The organism is Streptomyces sp. DI166 (assembly GCF_900091315.1).
Lineage (GTDB): Bacteria > Actinomycetota > Actinomycetes > Streptomycetales > Streptomycetaceae > Streptomyces > Streptomyces fuscus.
In genome coordinates, this window is record NZ_FLSP01000002.1 from 74,707 (window position 1) to 98,627 (window position 23,921).

20 protein-coding genes and 1 pseudogene are annotated in these 23,921 nt (G+C 71.8%); 8 read left to right on the forward strand and 13 right to left on the reverse strand.

The window, feature by feature from the left end:
* Nucleotides 1-155: 155 nt before the first annotated feature.
* Complete coding sequence (locus tag GA0115233_RS01500) at nucleotides 156-1,181, forward strand: aldo/keto reductase (RefSeq protein WP_093718182.1); 1,026 nt, start codon at nucleotides 156-158, stop codon at nucleotides 1,179-1,181.
* Between the two features lie 23 nt (nucleotides 1,182-1,204).
* The gene (locus tag GA0115233_RS01505; protein WP_093718183.1) at nucleotides 1,205-1,795 is read left to right on the forward strand and encodes a TetR family transcriptional regulator; all 591 of its coding nucleotides are present in this window, start codon (nucleotides 1,205-1,207) and stop codon (nucleotides 1,793-1,795) included.
* On the opposite strand, the gene GA0115233_RS01510 is transcribed toward GA0115233_RS01505, so the two are convergent.
* From GA0115233_RS01510 to GA0115233_RS01525, 4 genes are all read right to left on the reverse strand, one after another.
* Nucleotides 1,784-2,431 (reverse strand): GNAT family N-acetyltransferase, encoded by a 648-nt coding sequence (locus tag GA0115233_RS01510; protein ID WP_093718184.1) that lies wholly within the window; start codon nucleotides 2,429-2,431, stop codon nucleotides 1,784-1,786. The two genes, GA0115233_RS01505 and GA0115233_RS01510, sit on opposite strands and share 12 nt — an antisense overlap.
* Nucleotides 2,432-2,471: 40 nt before the next feature.
* Nucleotides 2,472-2,678, reverse strand: coding sequence for a hypothetical protein (locus GA0115233_RS01515; protein ID WP_093718289.1), 207 nt, complete (start codon nucleotides 2,676-2,678; stop codon nucleotides 2,472-2,474).
* Nucleotides 2,679-2,824: 146 nt separating this feature from the next.
* Complete coding sequence (locus GA0115233_RS01520) at nucleotides 2,825-3,127, reverse strand: DUF6247 family protein (protein ID WP_255310016.1); 303 nt, start codon at nucleotides 3,125-3,127, stop codon at nucleotides 2,825-2,827.
* Nucleotides 3,128-3,239: 112 nt separating this feature from the next.
* Entirely contained in the window at nucleotides 3,240-4,709 is a 1,470-nt protein-coding gene (locus GA0115233_RS01525) for an MFS transporter (protein WP_093718186.1), read from the reverse strand.
* A gap of 77 nt (nucleotides 4,710-4,786) precedes the next feature.
* Here GA0115233_RS01525 and dusB point away from each other — a divergent pair, with 77 nt between their 5' ends.
* Entirely contained in the window at nucleotides 4,787-5,926 is a 1,140-nt protein-coding gene (gene dusB / locus GA0115233_RS01530; RefSeq protein ID WP_093718187.1) for a tRNA dihydrouridine synthase DusB, read from the forward strand.
* Here the strand turns inward: dusB and GA0115233_RS01535 are convergent.
* The 3 genes and pseudogenes from GA0115233_RS01535 to GA0115233_RS01545 form a co-directional block, all read right to left on the reverse strand.
* On the reverse strand, nucleotides 5,923-7,506 hold the full coding sequence (locus tag GA0115233_RS01535) for a CDP-alcohol phosphatidyltransferase (protein ID WP_093718290.1): 1,584 nt from the start codon (nucleotides 7,504-7,506) through the stop codon (nucleotides 5,923-5,925). The genes dusB and GA0115233_RS01535 overlap by 4 nt on opposite strands.
* Before the next feature lie 339 nt (nucleotides 7,507-7,845).
* Nucleotides 7,846-9,786, reverse strand: coding sequence for an amylo-alpha-1,6-glucosidase (locus tag GA0115233_RS01540; protein ID WP_093718188.1), 1,941 nt, complete (start codon nucleotides 9,784-9,786; stop codon nucleotides 7,846-7,848).
* Nucleotides 9,783-11,232: pseudogene (locus GA0115233_RS01545) on the reverse strand (trehalase family glycosidase). Before GA0115233_RS01545 ends, GA0115233_RS01540 begins: the two are co-directional and overlap by 4 nt.
* Before the next feature lie 120 nt (nucleotides 11,233-11,352).
* Between GA0115233_RS01545 and GA0115233_RS01550 the strand changes: the two are divergent.
* Together GA0115233_RS01550 and ppdK are read left to right on the forward strand one after the other, a co-directional pair.
* Nucleotides 11,353-12,549: an ROK family protein gene (locus tag GA0115233_RS01550; protein WP_093718189.1), complete on the forward strand. Its 1,197-nt coding sequence runs from the start codon at nucleotides 11,353-11,355 to the stop codon at nucleotides 12,547-12,549.
* Between the two features lie 506 nt (nucleotides 12,550-13,055).
* Entirely contained in the window at nucleotides 13,056-15,761 is a 2,706-nt protein-coding gene (gene ppdK, locus GA0115233_RS01555) for a pyruvate, phosphate dikinase (RefSeq protein WP_093718190.1), read from the forward strand.
* 132 nt (nucleotides 15,762-15,893) lie between these two features.
* Here ppdK and GA0115233_RS40525 read toward each other — a convergent pair whose 3' ends face one another.
* The 4 genes from GA0115233_RS40525 to GA0115233_RS01570 all read right to left on the reverse strand — a co-directional run bounded on the left by GA0115233_RS40525 (nucleotide 15,894) and on the right by GA0115233_RS01570 (nucleotide 19,011).
* Nucleotides 15,894-16,136 (reverse strand): hypothetical protein, encoded by a 243-nt coding sequence (locus GA0115233_RS40525; protein WP_141689462.1) that lies wholly within the window; start codon nucleotides 16,134-16,136, stop codon nucleotides 15,894-15,896.
* A 79-nt stretch (nucleotides 16,137-16,215) separates the two neighbouring features.
* Nucleotides 16,216-16,614, reverse strand: a complete 399-nt coding sequence (locus GA0115233_RS01560) for an excalibur calcium-binding domain-containing protein (protein WP_093718191.1) — start codon at nucleotides 16,612-16,614, stop codon at nucleotides 16,216-16,218.
* Nucleotides 16,615-16,744: 130 nt separating this feature from the next.
* On the reverse strand, nucleotides 16,745-18,217 hold the full coding sequence (locus tag GA0115233_RS01565) for a sensor histidine kinase (RefSeq protein WP_093718192.1): 1,473 nt from the start codon (nucleotides 18,215-18,217) through the stop codon (nucleotides 16,745-16,747).
* A complete protein-coding gene (locus tag GA0115233_RS01570; protein ID WP_176711601.1) occupies nucleotides 18,214-19,011 on the reverse strand; it encodes a response regulator transcription factor in 798 nt (265 codons plus the stop codon). The genes GA0115233_RS01565 and GA0115233_RS01570 overlap by 4 nt, the downstream gene beginning before the upstream one ends.
* A gap of 262 nt (nucleotides 19,012-19,273) precedes the next feature.
* Here GA0115233_RS01570 and GA0115233_RS01575 point away from each other — a divergent pair, with 262 nt between their 5' ends.
* The 3 genes from GA0115233_RS01575 to GA0115233_RS01585 all read left to right on the forward strand — a co-directional run bounded on the left by GA0115233_RS01575 (nucleotide 19,274) and on the right by GA0115233_RS01585 (nucleotide 22,575).
* The gene (locus GA0115233_RS01575; RefSeq protein ID WP_093718193.1) at nucleotides 19,274-19,885 is read left to right on the forward strand and encodes a carbonic anhydrase; all 612 of its coding nucleotides are present in this window, start codon (nucleotides 19,274-19,276) and stop codon (nucleotides 19,883-19,885) included.
* Between the two features lie 89 nt (nucleotides 19,886-19,974).
* Nucleotides 19,975-21,609: a SulP family inorganic anion transporter gene (locus tag GA0115233_RS01580; protein ID WP_255310024.1), complete on the forward strand. Its 1,635-nt coding sequence runs from the start codon at nucleotides 19,975-19,977 to the stop codon at nucleotides 21,607-21,609.
* Nucleotides 21,610-21,654: 45 nt separating this feature from the next.
* On the forward strand, nucleotides 21,655-22,575 hold the full coding sequence (locus GA0115233_RS01585) for an oxidoreductase (RefSeq protein WP_093718195.1): 921 nt from the start codon (nucleotides 21,655-21,657) through the stop codon (nucleotides 22,573-22,575).
* A 3-nt stretch (nucleotides 22,576-22,578) separates the two neighbouring features.
* On the opposite strand, the gene GA0115233_RS01590 is transcribed toward GA0115233_RS01585, so the two are convergent.
* A complete protein-coding gene (locus tag GA0115233_RS01590; RefSeq protein WP_093718292.1) occupies nucleotides 22,579-23,223 on the reverse strand; it encodes a LysE family translocator in 645 nt (214 codons plus the stop codon).
* Between the two features lie 45 nt (nucleotides 23,224-23,268).
* Nucleotides 23,269-23,775: a hypothetical protein gene (locus GA0115233_RS01595; RefSeq protein WP_176711602.1), complete on the reverse strand. Its 507-nt coding sequence runs from the start codon at nucleotides 23,773-23,775 to the stop codon at nucleotides 23,269-23,271.
* Between the last annotated feature and the right edge of the window lie 146 nt (nucleotides 23,776-23,921).

A 23,921-nucleotide genomic window follows, 5' to 3' on the forward strand; every position in this document is an offset into this window, starting at 1 on the left:
TCCCAGACATGACAGGTGTCCTAGGCATGACGGTGCCGTGGTCCAGACCTCTCGTCAATAGGTCTGGACCAGGACTCATCGGCGGAGAAGGTGTGGCTGACAAACTTGGAATGACAGATATTGAAATCTGTCATCTGTTACGGCATGGTGGAGGCATGACGACGAACACCACCCGAACGAACACCCCCCGCCCCCTCGGAACCACCGGCCCCCGCGTCTTCCCGCTCGGCCTCGGCTGCATGGGCATGTCCGCGCTGTACGGCGACGCCGACCGGGCCGAGTCCATCACGACGATCCACGCCGCCCTGGAAGCCGGCGTCACCCTGCTCGACACCGGCGACTTCTACGCCATGGGCCACAACGAGATGCTGATCGGCGAGGCCCTGCGCAGCGCCCCTGCCGCCCGCCGCGAACAGGCGCTGACCAGCGTGAAGTTCGGCGCCCTGCGCGACCCGGACGGCAACTGGTCCGGCTACGACGGCCGCCCCGAGGCTGTCAGGAACTTCGCCGCGTACTCCCTGCAGCGCCTCGGTGTCGACCACATCGACGTCTACCGGATCGCCCGGCTCGACCCGGACGTGCCGATCGAGGAGACCGTCGGCGCCATCGCCGAGCTCGTCGAGCAGGGGTACGTCCGCCACATCGGCCTCAGCGAGGTCGGCGCCGACACCATCCGCCGGGCCGCCGCCACCGCCCCGATCAGCGACCTCCAGTTCGAGTACTCGCTGATCTCCCGCGGCATCGAGGAGGAGGTCCTGCCGGTCACCCGCGAACTGGGCATCGGCGTCACCGCCTACGGCGTCCTCTCCCGCGGACTGATCTCCGGCCACTTCACCCCGGACCGGAAGCTCGCGGCGGGTGACTTCCGGGCCTTCTCGCCCCGGTTCCAGGGCGACAACCTCCAGCACAACCTGAACCTGGTCGACGCCCTGCGGAAGATCGCCGAGCAGAAGGGCGTGAGCGTCGCGCAGATCGCCATCGCCTGGGTGCTCTCGCGCGGTGAGGACATCGTGCCGCTGGTCGGCGCCCGCACGCGGGAGCGGCTGACCGAGTCCCTGGGCGCCCTCGACGTCAGCCTGGACGCGTCCGACCTCGCCGCCATCGAGCAGGCGGTACCGGCCGACGCCGCCGCGGGCGACCGTTACCCGGCCGCGCAGATGGCCCACCTCGGCAGCAAGTAACGGCCGGGGGTACGGTCTCCTCCATGGCACCGCCCACCGAAGTCCTGACCGCCGAGCGCATCCTCGAAGCGACCGAGGAGGTGCTGCGCCGCCACGGCCCGGCCAAGGCCACCGTGGTCGACGTGGCCCGCGCGCTCGGCGTCAGCCATGGCAGCGTCTACCGCCACTTCCGTACCAAGGCGGCGCTGCGCGAGGCGGTGACCAAGCGCTGGCTGGACCGTACGTCCGAGGCGCTGGCCGGGATCGTCGCCGAGACCTCCCGGGACCCGGAGGCGCGGCTGCGGGCCTGGCTGCTGGCGCTGTTCGAGGCCAAGCGGCACAAGGCGGGGGACGACCCGGAGCTGTTCGCCACGTACACCACGCTCGCCGGGGAGAACAGCGACGCGGTCGACGAGCACCTGGAGGATCTCACCGGGCAGCTCGCGGAGATCGTCCGCGCCGGAGTGGAGGCGGGCGCCTTCACCTCCGCCGACCCCCTCGTCACGGCCCGCGCGGTCTTCCAGGCCACGGCCCGCTTCCACGACCCCGGCTACCACCGGGAGTGGCAACAGCCGGGGGTGCTGGACGAGTTCGAGGCCGTGGTGGACCTGCTGGTACGAGGCCTACGCCCCTGACGCCCCGGTCCCTGTCGGCCGTACGAGGAAGGCGACCTCGTCCTCGCCCGGTACCGCGACCTCCTGGAAGCCCATGCGGTCGTAGAAGGCGCGGGCGTTGGTGTTGGCCCGTGACATGACGAGGTGCACGGCCGGGACGCCGCGCCCGTGCAGGGCCCGGAGGAAGGTCTCCATCAGGGCCCGCCCGTAACCCTTGCCCTGCCACTCGGGCAGCAGGTCGATGTGCAGATGGGCGGGGTAGCCGGCCATCTCGGGCACGACCATCCGCTCGGGGCGGTGCAGGAGGTCGGCGATGGCCTCGTCGGGGGTGGCGGGCGCGGCTTCCGGCGCCGGGTAGCGGCCGGCGACCCTCGGGAGCCACTTCGTACGGAACTCGGCGGCGAAGCGGGGGGTGTCGGCGATGCCGACGATGTACCCCACCGCCCGGCCCCGCCCGTCGTCGAGCACGAAGGCCGACTCCGGTTCCAACTCGACGTACGGGGTGGCGAAGGTAGCCGGGAAGACGCCCGGGTCCGCGTAATGGGGGCGGCTGTCACCGCCGTTGTGCGCGGTGCGGACGCAGATGTCCTCGATGGCGGGGAGATCCTGGGGCCGGTACGGGCGTACGGAAGCGTGTGGCTCGGTCACGCCGCCCATCGTGCCGTGCCTGGGAGCGCTCCCACAAGACTCCCGGGCGCTACGCCCCCGCCGGATCGACGGTCGCCTGGTGCTCCACCGCCAGATGCTCCTCCGCCTTCAGCCACGGCAGGAACTGCGCCGAGATCCGCCACCCGCAGGTGTCACATCTGACGATCCGCTGCACCCCCGCCCGCCGCACCCGCACCACATGCTCCCGCCCGTGCTGGTCCCACCGAGTCACCTTGCTCGCGTTGAGCTGCACCACGCCGCCCTCCACAGTCCGGGAAAAGCCCGAGCAGGAGTGTGCAGCAACTCCAACATCAACAGGGGGGTTTGGCGGTGAAGGTGTCCGAGCCGTGGCCTGGGGCGGTGGCTCGCCGCCGCTCTGGCCTGGCGAATTCCAGGAGTTGGTCAGTGGATCGGCAGACCGACAGCCGCGCGGGCGGCGTCCAGGATTCGGCCGATGTGGGACGCGGCCTCGCGTGCCTGGGTGGCGTCGCCCGACCCGGCCGCGTTCTCCCAGCGGCGGAGGTCTGCCGCGATCTCGGGGTGGCGCTGGATGTGGACGCAGACGGACCACTGGGCCACGAACCGTTGCGGGGGCGCCAGGTCGGAGCCCTGCCGGGACTGGTCGGCCGCCTGGTCCAGTTCCTGGGTGAAGGCGGGGAGCGCGGCAGGAGCGATCTGTCTGACGGCTTGCCGCGGTGCCGCCACCGTGGCCGGCGGCTGGGGGATGAGCGGTTGCCCAGCGGTGGAGGTGGTCGTAGCTGCTCCCAGGGGCGTGATTCCGATCCCGGGCGTCAGCGTATCGGGCCCTCCGGGCTTCTCACCGCTCGAACGAGTGAGGGCGGGGTGACACAGGCCGCTCCCCGTCTCGGGGCTCCCCGGAGCGCAGGCGTTGCGCTGTGCGTTCCGCGGTGGCGCGGGCCCAGGGGCCTGTGGTCAGGAGGGCGAGGAGGAGGACTGTGGTGCCGCAGGCTGTGAGGATCCACCAGGCCGGGGTGGCGGCGGCCGTGAAGGCGGTGGTGTAGGAGGACGTGCCCATGCCCGCGGCCAGGACCGCGCCGATCACCGCCACGCCCAGTGTCTGGCCGAGCTGGCGGCTGGTGGAGGCCACCGCCGCCGCCACTCCGGCCTGGGTGCGGGGCATACCGGAGACGGCGGTGTTGGTGATCGGGGCGTTGACGAAGCCGAAGCCGATGCCGAAGAGGACGTAGCCGAGGAACAGGGTGGTGTTCGAGGTCTCGGCGTCGAGGAGGGCGAAGAGCAGGGCGCTCGCCGTCATGGCCGTGCCCGCGATCAGCAGGGGCAGGCGGGGGCCTCGGGTGCCGATCAGGCGGCCGGAGACCGGGGCGCAGAGGAAGGCGGGGACCGCCAGCGGGAGCATCCACAGGCCCGCCTGCAAAGCGCTGAGGCCCCGGACCTCCTGGAGATACAGCGTGGACAGGAACAGGAACCCGGCCAGCGAGGCGAAGGCGCTGACCGCGATCACCGTTGCCCCGCTGAACGGCGCCGAGCGGAAGAACCGCAGGTCGATCAGGGGCTCGGGGCGGCGGGGTTCGTAGCGCAGAAGGGTGATCAGGGCGGCCGCGGCGAGCAGGGCGAAGGGGAGGACCGCCGCCGGGGCGGCGTGCGGGGCCTCGATGATCGCGTACGTCAGGGAGGCGAAGAGGGCGATGACGAGGAGTTGGCCCACGGGGTCGGGGCGGCGTGGGCGCGGGGCGCGGGACTCCGGCACGTACCGCCAGGTCAGCAGGAGGGCTGCCGCGCCCACCGGGAGGTTGAGCCAGAAGATCGAGCGCCAGCCGACCGAGTCCACCAGCAGCCCGCCGACCAGCGGACCCGCGGCCAGGGAGATACCGACCACCGCGCCCCACACCCCGATCGCACGGGCGCGCTCGCGGGGGTCGGTGAAGGTGTTGGTGATGATCGACATCGCGACCGGGTTGAGCATGGACCCGCCCACCGCCTGCACCGTCCGGGCCGCGATCAGCAGTTCCAGGTTCGGGGCGAGGGAACAGAGCAGGGAGCCGAGCGAGAAGACGACCAGCCCGGCCATGAAGACCCGCTTGCGGCCGAGCCGGTCGGCCGTGGAGCCCGCGAGCATCAGCAGCGAGGCCAGGACCAGGGTGTAGGCGTCGATCGTCCACTGCAGGCCGGCGGTGTCGGCGCGCAGGTCCTGGCGCATCGACGGCAGCGCCACGTTCAGGACGGTGTTGTCCAGGCTCACGATCAGCAGGCTCATACAGCAGATCGCGAGCACCAGCAGACGCCGGCGGTGGCTGAGCTCGGGCATGGGCCCAGCGTACGCCAAATTCGATAGTGTGGCTAACTAATGAATTTTACGAACTCATTGCACGGCACAATGGAGGAATGCCCACGACCCCCTCGCCCCTGCGGATCGGCCCGCACACCGTCCAGCCGCCCGTGATCCTGGCCCCCATGGCCGGAATCACCAACGCGCCCTTCCGCACCCTGTGCCGGGAGTTCAGCGGGGGCAAGGGGCTGTTCGTCAGCGAGATGATCACCACCCGGGCGCTGGTCGAGCGCAACGAGAAGACCATGCAGCTGGTCCACTTCGACGAGAGCGAGAAGCCGCGGTCCATCCAGCTCTACGGCGTCGACCCGGCCACCGTCGGCAAGGCCGTGCGCATGATCGCCGAGGAGGACCTCGCCGACCACATCGACCTGAACTTCGGCTGCCCCGTCCCCAAGGTCACCCGCAAGGGCGGCGGCTCGGCGCTCCCGTACAAGCGCAACCTGCTGCGCGCCATCCTGCGCGAGGCCGTCAGCGGGGCCGGTGAGCTGCCGGTCACCATGAAGATGCGCAAGGGCATCGACGACGACCACCTCACCTACCTCGACGCCGGCCGCATCGCCGTCGAGGAGGGCGTCACCGCCATCGCCCTGCACGGCCGCACCGCCGCCCAGCACTACGGCGGCACCGCCGACTGGGACGCCATCGCGCGCCTGAAGGAACACGTGCCGGAGATACCGGTCCTCGGCAACGGCGACATCTGGTCCGCCGAGGACGCGGTGCGCATGGTCCGCGAGACCGGCTGCGACGGCGTGGTCGTCGGCCGCGGCTGCCTGGGCCGGCCGTGGCTCTTCGCGGACCTGGTCGCCGCCTTCGAGGGCCGGGACGACTACCGCCGTCCCACGCTGCGCGAGGTCGCCGACGTCATGGTGCGGCACGCCACCCTCCTCGGGGAGTGGATCGGGGACGAGTCGCGCGGCGTCATCGACTTCCGCAAGCACGTCGCCTGGTACCTCAAGGGCTTCTCGGTCGGCTCCGAGATGCGCAAGCGCCTCGCCATCACCTCCTCCCTCGCCGAACTCCGCGCGGGCCTCGACGAACTCGACCTCGACCAGCCCTGGCCCACCGGGGCGGACGGGCCCCGCGGCCGTACGTCGGGGAACAACCGGGTGGTGCTCCCCGACGGGTGGCTCAAGGACCCGTTCGACTGCGCGGGCGTGAGCGAGGACGCGGAGCTGGACACCTCCGGGGGTTAGTCCTTCGTGGGGTGCGGAGTGGAGCCGTAGGCCTTCAGGAAGCGGTCGCGGAAGGCGTTCATCTTCCAGACGGGGGCGGCGGCGGCGGGGCGCAGGCCCTCGGTCCAGTTCCAGGCGGCGATACGGTCCAGGACCTTCGGGTCCTTCGCCACGATGGAGACCGGGACGTCCCGGCTGGCCTTCTCGCCGCTGACCCTCGCTATGGGCTGGTGGTCGCCGAGGAAGACCAGGACCGTGTCGTCGGTGCCGTAGCGCTCCAGCCACTGGGTCAGGGACGTGACCGAGTACTCGATCGACTTGCCGTACTCCTCGCGGGACGCGGTCTTGCTCGTGATGACGTCGCGCGGGTTCCTGCCCGCCTTCTCCACGGCGTCGAAGAGCGAGCCGTCGCCCAGGTCCTCCCAGTCGACCAGCTTCGGGATCGGGGCCCAGGGCTGGTGGCTTGAGGTCAGGATGACCTCCGACATCAGCGGCCGGTCGCGCTTCTTGCCGTGCTCCAGACGCTCGAAGGCCTCCAGCGCGTACTGGTCCGGCATGGTGGACCAGCTGAACTTCGGGCCCTCGTAGCCGAGCTGGAAGGCGTTGTAGACCTTGTCCAGGCCGTAGAACTCCGCTTCCGGCCAGCGCTTCTGGACGCCCGGCATGATCCCTACGGTGTCCCAGGCGCCGGTCTTCTTGAACGCCTTCGTCAGGGTGAGATGGTCGCCGGAGGTCACCGTGCGGTAGCGCTGCTGGTTGTCGATCCACAGGCCGGACAGGAACGTGGAGTGGCCCAGCCAGCTGCTGCCGCCGTAGGTGGCCGAGGTCAGCCAGCCGCTGCGGGCGGAGTAGCCCGCCTTACGGAGGGCCTTGGTACGGGTGTCCAGGGTGCGGGTGACGCCCGGGGACATGACCGGGTCCTCGATCGCGCTGCGGCCGTAGCTCTCGATGAAGGCGAAGACCACGTCCTTTCCGCGCAGGTCGGTGAGGAGTTGACCGGGCGGGGTGGCGCCGAAGGTGTCCGCCCTCGCCTCCTTCGCGAAGGCCGCCTCGTCGCGGAGGGTGTCCCGGACGCGGTCCGCCTGCACGGCCACGGCGCTCGCGGCCCGGTCCGAGGCCACGGGGACGCCGGCCAGCTGGAGGCCGAGGGCGGAGCAGGTGACCCAGACGGTGCCGGTGATCAGGGTCGCGGTGGTCGCCTGGTGCCTGTTCGCGGCGAGGACGTTCGCCAGGCGGACGGTGGCCAGGGCGGTGACGACGACGAGGAGTACGGCCAGGAGGACGACGCCGATGGTGGCGGCGACGGTGGTGGTCTCGCCCAAGGAGTCCTTCAGGTACGACTGGGCGTCGTCGAGGAGGGACCAGTCGAGGACGAGGTTGAAGCCCCGGCCCAGGTACTCGCGGAAGCCCATGTCCAGGACGTTGAGGAGGGTGAGCACGCCCAGGGCGGTGCCGGCGGTGGCCGCGACGACGACTCTCGGACGGCGGGGGAGCACGAGGACCAGGGCGGCGCCGACAATCGCCTCCGCGGGGATGCGGGTGAAGCGGTTGGGGCGCAGGGCGGCGAGGGAGTTGGGGAGGAGGAGGGCGGCGAGGACCAGGGTCGCGGAGAGGGCGGTGAGGGCCCAGGCGCCGAGGTCGAGGCGCGGAGCGTCGACCTCCTTCGGGTTCCCACCCGCACCATCCGTACCGCCTTCGTCGGCGGCAGCGGGCGATGGCGTGTTCGTCGGCTTTTCCGGAGGCGTCGACTCTTCCTCGGTGACGCGCGTCGAGACGGGCACCCCTGTCGTCCTTCCGTGCGGGCCTGTGGGTGGAGGGCGTTGGGCCCGCCGAAGGTTCGTACGGGCCCGTCGCCCTCGCTGTTCAGCCGGGTCGGGCAGCGCTCGGCAAACACCCGGCAAACGGCAGGCCAACCAGGACGTTCAGGAAGTCCGAGGGGCTCAGGCGCCTCCCACAGCCGTCAGCAGTGCCAGCGGCGCCGTCGCCGAGCGGGACTCGCGGACGCAGGCGTGCGGATACGGCACCGGCTCGGGGTGGGTGTCGCGGCCGTAGCCCGCCAGGACCTCGGGGAGGCGGTGGCCGGTGGTGGTCGCCGCGTCGACCAGGGCGTGGGCCACCGTGCGGGCCTCGTCGTGCAAACCGTAGCGGGCCAGGCCCAGGGCGATCAGGGCGTTGTCGTGCGGCCAGACCGAACCGCGGTGGTACGAGAGAGGGTGGTAGGCGGGTTGGCCCGCGGCCAGGGTGCGTACACCCCACCCCGAGAAGAAGTCCCGTTCGAGCAGGCGGCGCCCCACCAGCTCGCCGTACTCCTTGTCCAGCAGGCCGGACCAGAGCAGATGGCCGGCGTCCGAGGCCAGCGCGTCCACCTGGCGCCCCTCGCCGTCCAGCGCCAGCGCCGGGAAGGAGTGCTCCGGCATCCAGAAGTCCCGCTGGAAACGGTCCCTGAGGTCGCCCGCCGCCTGCTCCAGCAGGGCCGCGTAGGTCTCGTCGCCCCACACCGTGCGGGACAGCCACGCCGTGCGGCGCAGGGCGTCGTACGCGTACCCCTGGGCCCCCGCCGCCATCACCGGGCCGCTTGCGCGGGTGCCGTCGGCCCAGCAGATGGCGCCGGGGGAGTCCTTCCAGTTCTGGTTGGCCAGGCCGCCGCGGTCGGCCCGGTAGACCAGGTAGCCGCGCGAGGTCAGACCGCCGTGGTCCAGCATCCAGCCGACGGCGGCCCGGGCGTGCGGTTGCAGGCGGCGGGCGAGCGCGGTGTCACCGGTGTGTTCCGCGTACGCGCCCAGCAGGACCAGGAACAGGGGCGTCGCGTCCACCGAGCCGTAGTAGCGGCCGAAGGGGACCTGGCCGAAGTGGGCCAGTTCGCCGTGCCGGACCTCGTGCACGATCTTCCCGGGCTGCGCCACCGAGGCCGCGCCGGACTCCTGGGCCTGGGTCGCGGCCAGCGCGGGGAGCGTGGCCGCCGCCAGGCCGGGGCGGTAGGGGAGGGCGAACAGGGAGGTGAGCAGGGCGTCCCGGCCGAGCAGGGTGAGGAACCACGGCGCCCCGGCCGCCGGGACCCTGACCTCCTCGCCGTCCAGCCCCTCCGCCGGGATCTGCAGCGACGCCAGGTCGGCCAGGCCCCGGGCGCAGGCCGCCGCCAGCTCCGGCCAGCCCGTCGGGAAGGGCACGCCCTCCACGAAGTCGCCCTCCAGGGCGAGGAGTTGCTCGTTGAGCGCGGCCGGGGAGCGGGGGACGCGCAGCGCCCGTTTGTCGCCGTGCGCGCGGGCCATCACGCGCAGCGCCAGCTCGGCGGTGCCGTGCGGCTCCAGCTCCAGGGTCCACACCAGGCGCCGGGCCCCGGTGCCGGTCTCCTCGACGGCGTCCGGCGCGGGCTCCGCCGAGACGGTCGTACAGGACCGCCACTCGCCGCGCTGGTAGGTGAACTCCACGCCGTGCTCCAGGACTTGGCGGGATCGGGTGGCGCCGGACTTGGTGTAGGTGCGGTGGTCGGAGCGGAGTTCGAACTGGTCCGCGAAGTCGGCGTCCGCCGTGATGGCGAGCCGGACCGTGGCCGGGACCGGGAGGTTGCTGGTGACCCGCAGCGACTCCACGAACGAGCCGTCCCCGACCGCCTGTTCACGGAAGAGCGTGTACGCGGGCGGCTCCTGGCGTCCGCCCCGGGGGACCAGGACACAGCGGGCGGTGTCCCCCTCGGCCACCGGTGACAGCGTCTCCGGCACCGCCCCGTCCACCGTGAGCTGCCAGCGGCTGAGGTGCCGGGCGTCCCGTACGAATAACCCGCCGGGGAAGCCGGCGCCGCCCCGGACGCCGCTGATGTCCCCGCCGTCGCCCACGGCGGCGAACGTCTCCCCGTGCACGAGCAGATGATGCCGGTCCGTCATCCCCGGTCCCCTCCCTTGAAGTCGTTGACGCCGTGCGAGTCCCGTGCGGGCTCGTCGTGCAGCAGGTCGAGCGCGAGTGCGGCCGTCCAGCTGAAGTCGGCGGTGCCGCAGGCCTCGCCGGTGTACGGGTCGACGTACTCGGCGAAGCCCGAGGAGTGCGCCGACTCAAGTGCCGATTGCCGAAGTTGGTCCGCCGTCGCCCGTTCGCCGTGGGTGCGCAGCCCGCGCTCCAGCAGCCAGGCGGTGTTGAACCAGGCCGGGCCCCGCCAGTAGCGGTGCGGGTCGAAGGCCTCGCCGAGCAGGTCGTAGCTCGGCACCAGGCGGGTGGTCGTGCCGAGCGAGAAGTGCGGCCCGCGCACCGTGCGCACCAGGGCCCGGGTGATCTCCCTCGGGAGTGTGGGGAGGAGGAGGGGGATCAGCCCGGAGACCGACCGCTCGGGGACGAGGGCGCCGCCGCGCACGTCCCGGCACAGGAACATGCCGCGCTCCGGGTCCCACAGCCGCTCCAGCAGCGCGGTCGTCAGGCGCTCGGCGCGGGCGTGCCGGGCGGTGCCGGTGGCGCCCAGTTCGCGGGCGATACGGGCCAGGGCGTGCTCGGAGGCGATGAGCAGGGCGTTGAACGCCGGGTCCTCCACCGCGAAGGAGCCCGCCCCGCGCCCGGGGCCCCCGCGACCGGCCCGGTCCCGGTCGTCGGCGTACCCCGCGTCCCGGTAGTCGGTGGCCAGCCGTACGTACCGCCCGTAGTCCAGGTCCGTGGGCCGGTCCTCGGGGGCGCCGTGGTCGAGGTCGGCGCGGCGGAAGGAGCGGGCCGGGGCGGGCAGCACCCGGGCCAGCGGGGCGTCCCAGCAGGGGCTGTTGTCCATGCCCTGCTCCCACGGGTGCACCACCGAGGCGAGCCCGCCGCCGCCCAGGTCGCGGCGGTGCAGCAGATAGCGGTGCCAGGCCGCCAGCCTGGGGTAGACCCGGGGCCAGGAAGCCCCGCCCGTGCGACAGCCCGGGGTCCGCGCAGTGCACCAGCCAGGCGGCCAGCGCGTGCACCGGTGGCTGCACGATGCCGGACGTCTGTACGGTGCGCGGGGCGCCCGCGGCGCGCCCCGCGGTCGAGGAGCGCCAGAAGTCGGGGCTGGGGAAGTAGGCGTCGAGCGGTACGGAGGGGTTGAAGACGATGTGCGGGATCCGTCCGTCGCCCCACTGGGCGGACAGCAGGGTCTCCAGCTCGGTCTGGGCCCGTAACGGCGACAGGTGCCGCAGGCCGATCGCGATGAACGCCGAGTCCCAGGACCACTGGTGCGGGTACAGGCCGCGCGAGGGGACCGTCGAGCGGCCGGTCCAGTTCGACTCCAGCACCCGGGCGGCCCCGGAGTGCAGGGAATCGGCCTCGACGGCCGGATCGTATGCAATCGGCCTCCGCGCAGGGCGGAGGACCAGCTCGGCGGTGCGATCCACTCGGGACTCCCCGGGAGACGACTGTGCTGCCGGTTCAGCGGTAGCTACCGTAGGGTTACGTCTATTTAACACGCAAAACTCAATATGTAATGCAAGCTTGAGAAACACAAGGGGGTGCGCATGACGGGTCGAGGTCAGGTCAGCGCCGGCGATCTGCTCGAACTGGTCCGCAGCGGCCGGGCCACCACGCGCGGCGCCCTGCAACAGGTCACCGGGCTCTCCCGGGCCACCGTGGGGCAGCGCCTGGACCGGCTGTTCCGGGCGGGCTGGCTGCGCGAGGGCGCGGGCGGACCGGTCGACTCCCCGCTCGGCGGGCGTCCGTCGATCACCCTGGAGTTCGACGACGAGCACGCCGTCGTCCTCGCCGCCGACCTGGACACCCGGCACGCCCGCGCCGCCGTCCTGTCGCTGACCGGCGAGATCCTCGCCGAGCACAGCGGCATCCTGGTCATCGAGGACGGCCCCGAGACGGTCCTCGGGGAGCTGGGCCGCTGGTTCGCCGAGCTGCTGGAGAAGGCGGGACACGCGGCGGACGAGGTCTGCGGCATCGGCCTCGCCGTGCCGGGGCCGGTGGACAGCGAGACCGGGCGGGTGGTCCAGCCGCCGATCATGCCCGGCTGGGACGGTTACGACATCACCGGCCGCCTCGCCCGGGCCTTCACCGAGCACACCGGCGCACCCCGGGTACCGGTCCTGGTGGACAACGACGCCAACCTGATGGCGTACGGCGAACAGCGCACCGGTTACCCGGACTGCTCCGCGTTCGTCCTGGTCAAGGTCTCCACCGGTATCGGCGCGGGCGTCGTGGTGGACGGCTCGCTCTTCCGGGGCATCGACGGCGGCGCCGGGGACATCGGGCACATCCGGGTGGGCGCCGACGCGCTGTGCCGGTGCGGCTCCTACGGCTGTCTCGCGGCCGTCGCCAGCGGTGGCGCCGTGGCCCGGCGACTGGCCGAGGCGGGGGTGCGGGCGGCCTCCGGTTCGGACGTACGGGACCTGCTGGCGGCCGGGCACCCGGAGGCACTCGGGCTCGCCCGGGAGGCGGGGCGGCAGGTCGGCGACGTACTGGCGACCGTGGTGACGCTGCTCAACCCCGGGGTGCTGATGATCGCGGGCGATCTCGCCGGGACGGCGTTCGTGACCGGGGTGCGCGAGCTGCTCTACCAGCGGGCGCTGCCGCGCTCCACGGCCCACCTGGAGGTCGTCACCTCCCGGCTCGGGGAGCGGGCGGGGCTGGTGGGGGCGGGTGCGCTGGTCGTCGAGTACCTCTACGCGCCGGAGCGGGTCGAGGAGCGGCTCGCGGCGCTGGGGGTGTGACCCGGCGGCGGGCGTTCCGGTCGGCGCCGGGGGTGATCGGCGGCATGCGTTCCGGTCGGCGCGGGGGCGACCGGCGGCATGCGTTCCGGTTCCGCGTATGACGTCCGTGTTGCGGTCCCACGACGCGTCCGCATGGTGAAATTCCGCCGCCTCCGGAAGCGTGATTCTCGCCACCCTTGATAGGGGTTGCGCTCAGATGAGCGCTGAACGGGCAACTGCACTTCCTCAAGGGGTGGCACCGAGTGCCACCCCTTGATCGTTCATCGATCGAAATCAGACGTGGCAAAGGGCGCTCACATGAGCGCCGTGGGTGCTCGGGGGCGGTGGGAGCGTTCAAGAAGTGAACACATTCGGCTCTGGTTCCTTGCCAAGCCTTGACTTTCGATCTCCTGGGAGAGCGCTGGTTACAGGCGCATGACGCACAAGTGGACGTACCCAGACGCCTTCGATCTGGGTATGTTCCTCGCCGTCAGGGCAGCCACCGAGTCCTCTAGGAGCTGGGACCCGTGTCGGAAAACAAAAAGTTCGTTTACGACTTCACCGAGGGCAACAAGGACCTCAAGGATCTTCTTGGCGGTAAGGGTGCGAACCTCGCCGAGATGACGAACCTGGGCCTTCCGGTACCCCCCGGCTTCACCATCACCACCGAGGCCTGCAAGGTCTACCTGGAGAGCGGCGAGGAGCCCGCGGCACTGCGTGACGAGGTGAGTGCGCACCTCGACGCGCTGGAGCAGCGCATGGGCAAGAAGCTGGGCCAGGCCGACAACCCCCTCCTCGTGTCGGTCCGCTCCGGTGCCAAGTTCTCCATGCCCGGCATGATGGACACGGTCCTGAACATCGGTCTCTCCGACAAGTCGGTGCAGGGCCTGGCCAAGCAGGCCGGCGACGACCGCTTCGCCTGGGACTCCTACCGCCGCCTCATCCAGATGTTCGGCAAGACCGTCCTCGGCGTGGACGGCGAGCTGTTCGAGGACGCGCTGGACGCGGCGAAGGCGGCCAAGAAGGTCACGGACGACACCCAGCTGGAGGCCGCCGACCTCAAGAAGCTGGTCACCAAGTTCAAGAAGATCGTCAAGACCGAGGCCGGCCGGGACTTCCCGCAGGACCCGCGCGAGCAGATGGACCTCGCCATCAAGGCGGTCTTCGACTCCTGGAACGGCGACCGCGCCAAGCTCTACCGCCGCCAGGAGCGCATCCCGCACGACCTCGGCACCGCCGTCAACGTCTGCTCGATGGTCTTCGGCAACCTCGGCCCCGACTCCGGCACCGGCGTCGCCTTCACCCGCGACCCCGCCTCCGGCCACCAGGGCGTCTACGGCGACTACCTCCAGAACGCCCAGGGCGAGGACGTGGTCGCGGGCATCCGCAACACCGTCCCGCTCGCGGAGCTGGAGACGATCGACAAGAAGTCGTACGACCAGCTCATGACGATCATGGAGACGCTGGAGAACCACTACAAGGACCTCTGCGACATCGAGTTCACCATCGAGCGCGGTCAGCTGTGGATGCTCCAGACCCGGGTCGGCAAGCGCACCGCCGGTGCCGCCTTCCGGATCGCCACCCAGCTCGTCGACCAGGGCCTCATCGACGAGGCCGAGGCGCTCCAGCGGGTCACCGGCGCGCAGCTCGCGCAGCTGATGTTCCCCAAGTTCGACGAGGAGGCGAAGGTCGAGCAGATCGGCCGCGGCATCGCCGCCTCGCCGGGCGCGGCGGTCGGCAAGGCCGTCTTCGACTCCTACACCGCGGTCAAGTGGTCGCGTTCGGGCGAGAAGGTCATCCTGGTGCGCCGGGAGACCAACCCCGACGACCTGGACGGCATGATCGCCGCCGAGGGCATCCTGACCTCCCGCGGCGGCAAGACCTCCCACGCGGCCGTGGTGGCGCGCGGCATGGGCAAGACCTGTGTCTGCGGCGCCGAGGAGCTGGAGGTCGACACCAAGCGGCGCCGGATGACCGTGCCCGGCGGGCACGTGGTGGAGGAGGGCGACGTCATCTCCATCGACGGCTCCTCCGGCAAGGTCTACCTGGGCGAGGTCCCGGTGGTCCCCTCCCCGGTCGTGGAGTACTTCGAGGGACGGATGCACGCCGGCGCCAACGACGCCGACGAGCTGGTCGAGGCCGTGCACCGGATCATGGCCTTCGCCGACCGCAAGCGCCGGCTCCGAGTACGCGCCAACGCCGACAACGCCGAGGACGCGATGCGCGCCCGCCGCTTCGGCGCCCAGGGCATCGGCCTGTGCCGCACCGAGCACATGTTCCTCGGCGACCGCCGCGAGCTGGTCGAGCGCCTGATCCTGGCCGACACCGAGGACGAGCGCGAGGAGTCCCTGAAGGCGCTGCTGCCGCTGCAGAAGCAGGACTTCGTGGAGCTGTTCTCCGCGATGGACGGCCTGCCGGTGACGATCCGTCTGCTCGACCCGCCGCTGCACGAGTTCCTGCCCGACATCACCGAGCTGTCGGTGCGCGTGGCGCTCGCCGAGGCCCGCAAGGACCCGCACGAGAACGAGCTGCGGCTGCTCCAGGCCGTGCACCGGCTGCACGAGCAGAACCCGATGCTGGGTCTGCGCGGTGTCCGTCTGGGCCTGGTCATCCCCGGTCTGTTCACGATGCAGGTCCGCGCGATCGCCGAGGCGGCCGCCGAGCGCAAGAACGCCAAGGGCGACCCGCGCGCCGAGATCATGATCCCGCTGGTCGGCACGGTCCAGGAGCTGGAGATCGTCCGCGAGGAGGCCGACGCGGTCATCGCGGAGGTCGAGGCGGCGACCGGCACCAAGCTGAAGCTGGCGATCGGCACCATGATCGAGCTGCCGCGCGCCGCGCTGACCGCCGGCCAGATCGCGGAGGCGGCGGAGTTCTTCTCCTTCGGCACGAACGACCTCACCCAGACGGTGTGGGGCTTCAGCCGGGACGACGTGGAGGCCTCGTTCTTCACCGCGTACCTGGAGAAGGGCATCTTCGGCGTCAGCCCGTTCGAGACCATCGACAAGGACGGCGTGGGCTCGCTGGTGAAGTCCGCCGCGAAGGCGGGCCGCGAGACCCGTCCCGACCTCAAGCTCGGCGTCTGCGGCGAGCACGGCGGTGACCCGGAGTCGGTCCACTTCTTCCACGAGGTGGGTCTGGACTACGTCTCCTGCTCCCCGTTCCGCATCCCGGTCGCCCGCCTGGAGGCGGGCCGTGCGGCCACCCAGTCGGAGGGCAGCGACCACCGCTGACCTCACCGACTCCGGAGCCGCTGTGGGTCCCCGACCCTCAGTACCGATCCACGGCGGCTCCGGATCGCCAGAAAGGGGCGGCACCCGTGCGGGGGTGCCGCCCCTCGGCGCGCCATCAGCGCGGTGCCGGCGTCACGGCGTGTTCGGCACCCCGCCAATTCCCCAAGAGGCGTCCACGGCTTCATCGGTCACGGGGCAAATGATGAAGGCATCCTTCGGCGAATCTGCGCCATTCAGGCAAAGCGGCTTCAGCGCAGTGCTGACCAGGACTGTCCAAACGGTTTGGGCAATGTCGAAGTTGATATTCAACCCTTCGCCTGAGCCGTCGAGACCCAGCAGGCCGTCACGGCCATCGGCGGAAGCCGACGGCGCCATGGGGCCCAGTGCGAGTACGGCGGTGGTGAGCAGGGCGCCGACTCCGCCGATTTCCGGGGGCGGCGCCCCTTCGCGTTGTCTACTGCGTGGCGCCGCGACGGCGGCGGACGGTCAGGAGGACGCCGGCGCCCGCGAGCAGGACCGCGGCGCCGCCGCCCGCGAAATAGGGCGTGGCGCTGTTGCCGCCGGTGGCGGCCAGGTCGGTGCGGTCGTCCTCGGCCGTGTCCTCGGCGGCGTCGGCGTCGGTGGCCGGTTCGAAGTCCGCGGGTGGCTGGTCGCAGCCGATGCCGTCCTTGTCCCGGTCCAGGTGACCGCCGTAGTGCTCGTCTCCTTCGGCGATGTTGGCATAGCCGTTCTCGTACGCCTCCGCGCAGTTGGCGAACGGATGGTCGCCGTCGTGCGCCACGGCCGCGCCGGAGGACAGGGTCAGGGCGAGAGCGGCCACGGCCAGCGCCGTGGATGTGCGGACATGCCTCATATGGCAACCCCCCAATGGTTGTGAGGTGTTGAACCGTATTGAGGGGTGCTCGTGGGGATGGGGCGGTTGGACGGACCTGTGATGCAAGCGTGACGTGACCGCGTGGTAACTCTCCGCTCGGGAGCGCGGGTCACCCCGGGAGTGCCGGAACCTCCCGGCGGCGGGCCCCCGTTCGGCCGCGTGGCTGGCGGGGGATGTGTGGGGGCAGGGCGGAGGGGAGGCGGACCACCGCGTCCAGGCCGCCCGTCGTCGCCGCGTGCAGGGTGGCCGAGCCGCCGCTCGCCATGGCCAGGCGTTGGACCAGGGAGAGGCCGAGTCCGGTGCCGCCCTTGGGGGCGCCCGGCGCGCGCCAGAAGCGGTCGAAGGCGCGTTTGCGCTGCTCCGGGTTCATGCCGGGGCCCTCGTCGGTGACGTGCAGGTCGACCCAGTGGGGGCGGCTGTCGCGCAGGGCGCGGGCGCTGCGGGAGAGCCGGAGTTCGATCGTCACCGCGCTGTCGACGGGGGAGGCCCGCAGGGCGTTGGAGAGCAGGTTGTCCAGGATCTGCTCGACCGCCCCTGGTACCGCCATCACCGGGCCCACGCTGCCCGCGAAGAGGACGAGGTCGACGCCCTCGCGCTGGAACAACGGCAGCCAGGTCGCGTGCCGTTCCGCGCACACCTCGCCCACGTCGACCGGGAGCGGAGTGGCCGCGTCCTCCTCCAGCCGGGCCATCGCCAGCAGGCCCTCGACCATCCGGGCCAGCCGGTCGGTCTCGGTCACCGCGGCGGCGAGGCTGCCCCGGCCCGCCGCGCGCACATTCGGCTCCAGGTTCTCCAGACGCAGCCGCAGCGCGGCCAGCGGGGTGCGCAGCTGGTGCGAGGCCTCACCGGCGAACGCCCGCTGCGCGGCGAGGAGATGGGCCAGCCGGGCGGCCGTACGGTTGAACGCCGCCGCCAGTCGGCGTACTTCGCGCGGGCCCTTCGTGACCGGGACCGGTGCGGGCATGCCGCCCTCCGCCAACGCGTGCGTCGCGCGCTCCAGTTCGCGGATCGGATGCCCCGCCCAGCGGGCGAGCCCGAGTCCGATCACCGCCACCGCGCCGAGCACCACGAGCCCGCCCACCCACAGCAGCAGCCACACCTGGTTCACCCGGTCCCGCACCGTCTGCGTCGGCACCGTGAGCCAGACGGCCCCCCGCATACCGTCGGCGACCGGCGCGGTGACCGACAGCTGCTCCGTGCCGCCGACCGTCGCCGTGCGCACGTCCATGGTGTCCGCGCCCTTGAGTATCGCCGCGATCCCGGGCCGCCGGGGCAGCTCGCCCGCCGCCTCGGCGGACAGCGGGTGGGAGGAGGCCAGCACCCGGCCCGCGCCGTCGACGATCACCATCCGCCCGCCGACGCGCTCCGCGCAGTGCGCCGCGCGCTTCGACAGCGCCGAGTCGCCCTGCCCGCCGGCCATGCTGAGCGCGGTGTACGCCGCCGCCGACTCGGCCTCGGCCCGCGCCGCGTCGGTGATCCGGTCCCGGGCGTCGGCCGCGTAGCGCAGCCCCAGCGGGATCTCCAGCCCGAGCAGCACCAGCAGGGTCAGGCCGACGTACGTGAGAAGCAGCCGAGCCGTCATGGGGTGTCCGCCTGCTGCGATCCCGGACCACTCTGCACCGCCAGCCGGAACCCCACCCCGCGCAGGGTCTGGATCCACGCCGGGTGGCCCAACTTCTTGCGCAGCGCGGCGACATGGACGTCCAGGGTCTTGGTCGGCCCGGTGTAGTGCGGGTCCCACACCCGGTCGAGGATCTGCTGCCGGGAGTACACCGCGCCCGGGTCCTCGGTGAGCAGCGCCAGCAGCTCGAACTCCTTCGGCGTCAGCGCGACGGGGGTCTCGCCCACCCACACCTGGCGGGTGCGGCGGTCGACGACCAACGGGCCCGGATCGTGCGGCGGTTCGAGCGGCGCGTCCAGCGGCGGTACGGGGGGTGGCTCGGGGGCCGGCTCGTACGCGGCGGAGGAGTATCCGGCGGCGGGGACGGCAGTAGGAGCGGTGGGGACGGCCGCCGGGGTGCGCTGCGAGCGCCGGGTCACCGCCCGTACCCGGGCCACCAACTCCCGTACGCTGAACGGCTTCGCGAGGTAGTCGTCGGCGCCCAGCTCCAGGCCGAGCACCCGGTCCGCCTCCTCGCCGCGCGCGCTGAGGATGACGATCGGCACGTCGGAGACCTGCCGGATGCCCCGGCAGACGTCGATGCCGTCCATGTCCGGCAACCCGAGGTCCAGCAGGACGACGTCGTTGTACGGACCTCTCAGTCCCTCGGTGCCGGTGGCGACGTGATCGACCGTCAGGCCGAAGTGTCCCAGCCCCTCGGTGAGCGGCTCGGCGATCGTCTCGTCGTCCTCGATGAGCAGCACTCGTATGCCCATACGTCCTGTCTCTCCGTGGAATCGGGACAACACGAATGACGTGTCGTGGAGTTGCCAACCTACAGCGGTTCAACGCTACGACACGATAGAGCGACCGGGGGTGACGCGACGCTCAGAAAGCGGTTGCCGGTTTATTTGGACCGGGTACCCGACAAACAATGTCCGGCTTCTTTCCCGGCCCTGTCCTTCTCTTAACCTTCGTCTGGTGCGGCCCTCTCTACGCTGAGGTCATCTGGCCGAACTCCCCTTGCAGGAGGCAGAGTTGAAGGCATTGCTGGACCGTGCCCGTGCGTTCGGGCGACGCGTCGATTTCGAGAGCGACGAATACCGGAAACTGGCCGAAGGGCAATGCCCCGAAGTGCTCTTCATTACCTGCTCGGATTCGCGGGTAATCCCCGCACTGATCACCGGCGCACGCCCCGGAGAGATATTCGAGCTGCGCAACGCGGGCAATATCGTGCCCCCGTACGGATGCAGCGGGGCCTCCGGGGAGGTCGCCACAGTCGAGTACGCGCTGGAGGTGCTCGGCGTTCAGGACGTGGTCGTGTGCGGTCACTCACACTGCGGTGCGATGCGGGCGCTCATCGACGGCGACGACCTGTCCGCGCTGCCCGGCGTGGACGCCTGGCTGCGCCCGGCCCGCCCGGCACTGGCCGAGGTGCTCACCTCCTCCGCCGCCGACGACGATCCGTCGCTGTCCGACGTGGCCCAGCGCAATGTCGTCAACCAGCTCGCCGCACTGCGCAGCCACCCGGTGGTGCGGCGCCGCCTGGCCGACGGCGAACTGCGGCTGCACGGCTGGTACTACGAGGTCGACACCGGCCGGGTGCACGAGCTGGACGCGGACGACCACTTCCGGGTGCACGCCGCATGAGCGGGGCGCACGCACGGGGACGCGGCCACGCCCGCCCCAAGGCAGCGGTGGGGCTCAAGCTCGGCGGCCCTAAAGGCGGCATGGGCGGCATGGGCGGCATGGGCAACAAGGGAGGCAAGGGCGGCAAGGCGGCCGGGTTCGACCTCGGCACCGAGATCAACGCCTCCCTCGTCGTCTTCCTGGTCGCCCTGCCGCTGTGCATCGGCGTGGCCGTCGCCTCCGGGGTCCCGGCCGAGCTGGGCATCGTCTCCGGGGTCATCGGCGGTCTGGTGGTGGGCGCGATCCGGGGCAGCACGCTCCAGGTCAGCGGCCCCGCCGCAGGACTCGCCGCGCTGGTCGCGGAGACGGTCGCGGAGAACGGCGTGGCCGTCCTCGGGGTGATCGTGCTGTTCTCCGGCATCCTCCAGATCGTGCTCGGACTGATCCGGCTCGGCCGGATGTTCCAGGCGATCTCCCTCGCCGTGGTCCAGGGCATGCTGGCCGGTATCGGACTGCCGCTGATGGTCAGCCAGCTCTACCCGATGTCCGACGCGAAGGCGCCCGGCACCCCCATCGAGAACATGGCCGGGCTGCCCGGACTGTTCTCCACCGTGCTGGCCGACCCGCAGATGATGATCGCGGTCGGGCTCGGCGTGGTCACCATCGTGCTCAGCTTCCTGTGGAAGAAGGTGCCCGCGCCGCTCGGCAAGGCGCCGGCCCCGCTGGTCGCCGTGGGCCTCGGCTGTGCGGTCGCGGCGCTGCCCGGCGTGGAGGTGAAGACCCTCCAGGTCGGCAATCTGGCCGCCGCGATCCAGTTCCCCGGAGCCGAGCAGTTCGCGGGGCTCGCGGACGCGGCGATCCTCACCTCCATCCTCACCTTCACGGTCATCGCTTCGGCGGAGAGCCTGTTCACCGCCGCCGCCGTGGACCGGATGCACAGCGGACCGCGCACGCAGTACAACACCGAGCTGATCGCCCAGGGCACCGGCAACGCCGTCGCCGGACTCCTCGGCGCGCTGCCCATCACCGCGGTCGTCGCCCGCAGCTCGGCCAACGTCCAGGCGGGCGCCAAGACCCGGCTCTCACGCACCCTGCACGGTCTGTGGCTGCTCGCCTTCGCGCTGCTGCTGCCGGTGGTGCTGGCGCTCATCCCGATCTCGGTGCTGGCCGGGGTGCTGGTGCACAGCGGCTGGAAGCTGTTCGCGCCCGACGAGTTCCCGAAGATGTGGAAGCAGGACCGCGGCGAGTTCGTGGTGATGACCGTGACCACCCTGGTGATCGTGGCGACCGCCCTGCTGGAAGGGGTGATCGTCGGTCTCGTCGCCGGGATCGTGCTGGCCGCGCTGCGCATGTCGCGGACCGTGATCCGCCAGCACCTGGAGGAGGACACCGCGAAGGTCGTCATGGCGGGCAACGCCACCTTCCTCCGGCTGCCCCAGGTGATCGAGGCGCTGGAGAACGCCGCCGCGGCCGGCAAGCCGCGCATCCGGCTCGACCTGACCGGGGTGACTCACCTGGACCACGCCTGCCGCAACCAGGTGGAGGAGTTCACCGCCCAGCAGCGCAAGCTGGGCCTGCGCGTGGAGCTGCTCATGCCGGGCCCGGCGAGCCCGCCCAAGGCGCCCGCCGCACCGCCGGTGGAGCCGCAGCCCGCCGCCTTCCCGGGCCCCGGGGCCGAGTGGTTCTACCTGGACACCCGGCCCATGCCGGACGGGTACGCGGACAGCTCCTCGCTCGTACGCTGACCCACGGCAGGCTCCAAGCCCCTCCGGCGAAAGGGACCCCCGTCCATGGCCGCCTGGAACACCGAGGACATCCCGGACCTGAGCGGACGCGTCGCCGTGGTCACCGGTGCCAACAGCGGCATCGGATACGCCACGGCACGCGAACTGGCCCGCAGGGGCGCTACCGTGGTCCTCGCCTGCCGCAGTGAGCGGCGCGGCACGGAGGCCGGGGACCGGATGGCCGCCGAGGTGCCGGGCGCGGACGTGACGTTCGCCCGGCTGGACCTGGCGGACCTGGCCTCCGTGCGGGAGTTCGCGGCGGGGCTGCCGTACGACCGGCTCGACCTGCTCGTCAACAACGCCGGGGTGATGGCGCTGCCGTACGGGACGACCGCGGACGGGTTCGAGCAGCAGTTCGGGATCAATCATCTGGGGCACTTCGCCCTCGCCGGACTGCTGCTCCCCGCCCTGCTGCGGACCCCGGGCGCCCGGGTGATCACGGTCTCCAGCTGGATGCACGCCGTGTCCAACGTCGACCTGACCGACCTCAACAGCGAGCGCCGCTACCACCGCTGGCTCGCCTATGGCCGCTCCAAGACCGCCAACCTGCTCTTCACGCACGAGCTGTCGCGCAGACTCGCCGCCCAGGGTTCCGACGTGGTCGCCGCCGCGGCCCACCCCGGCTACGCGGACACCAACCTGCAGACCGCCGGTCCCCGTATGACGGGCCGCCGCCTCACCGAGACCCTCATGCGCACCGGCAACCGCTTCTTCGCCCGCTCGGCGCCATCCGGCGCCCTGCCGACGCTGTACGCGGCCACCGCGCCCGGCGTCCGGCCCGACTCCTTCACCGGCCCGCCCCTCGTCGGTGTCTCCCCGGCACCCGCGCGCCGGGCCCCGTGGACCGTCGACGACCGTATGGGGCGGCTCCTGTGGGAGGCGTCGGAGCGGCTGACGGGGGTCGTTTACGACGTACCGAAGGCGTGAGCGTCAGTCCGCGTGGCCGGTCGCCGCGACCGTGACGCCCAGGCCGATCATCGTCATCCCGCCGACTCCGCCCACCGCCGACAGACGGCGCGGGGAGCGGGCGAACCAGTTCCGGGCGGTCGCCGCGGCCAGGCCCCAGACGCTGTCCGAGGCGAGCGCGATGACATTGAAGACCAGGCCGAGCAGCAGCATCTGCGCGGTGGCGTGGCCCGCGCCGGGGTCGACGAACTGGGGCAGCACCGCGGCGAAGAACACGATCGTCTTGGGGTTGGTCACCCCGACCACGAACCCCTCCCAGAAGGTGCGCAGCCCCCCGCGCGGCGCCGCTTCGGTCTCGTCGGCGAAGGCCGCCCGCAGCGCGCCCCGCTCCCGCCACGCCTTCACGCCCAGATAGACCAGGTAGGCGGCACCCGCGAGCTTCAGCAGGGTGAAGACGAGCACGGACCGCTCCACGATCGTGCCGATGCCCAGGGCCACGCCGAGGACCAGCGCGTAGGCCCCCACGGTGTTCCCGGCCACCGTCATCAGCGCCGCCCTGCGGCCCTGCGCGAGGGCCCGGCCCACGACGAAGAGCACGCTGGGGCCGGGGACCACGATCAGCAGGAACGACATGGCCGCGAAGGCGAGGAGACGGTCGGAGGACACCATGTCCGCCATGGAAGCAGCGCCCGCCCCGGTAGGCCAGCGAGTTTTTCAGCGGCTGCACCCCGTGGAGACGCGGGCCTTGCTCGACCAGGTGTTCGTGGTGACGTCCAGGGCCATCAGCGTGGAGTCCACGCCGTAGCCGTACGCCGTGCAGTCCAGCAGCCCGGTCGTGACGTCGAAGGCGCCGCCGTGCCGGTTCGGCTTCGAGCGGGCGGTCGTGGTCCGGTACCAGGAGGGCACGCCGGGCACTCCACCGTCCCGGAACAGCACCAGCTTGACCTGGCCGCCGATGGTGAAACTCCGGCCGTGCAGGCTGATGCCGTAGACGCCGATGCTGCTGTCCCGGCGGGTGGCCCAGATGGACGGGTTGTAGCCGTACGCCTTGTTCTCCAGGGCCTGTCCGGAGCCGCCGGAGGTCCGGGCGGCCTTCGGCGAGCGGCTCTTCGTGGAGCCGTCCCCCGAGGAGCCGCAGGCCGTGGTCGTGGCCAGTACGGCCGCGCAGAGAGCGGCGAGGCCGAGCGCGGTGGCCCGGCGGTGTGTGCGTGCGATGCGCATGGTCATCCCCCGATGTCCGGACGGCCGCGACCCAGGTGGGCGGCCGGCAGTCCCAGGGACAGCGGGCCGTCGGCGCCGGGTTGCGGTAGCGCGGGGGCGACAAGGCGCGCGAGGTGGTGCGGCATCGTCGGTGGGAAGGGCCGAGC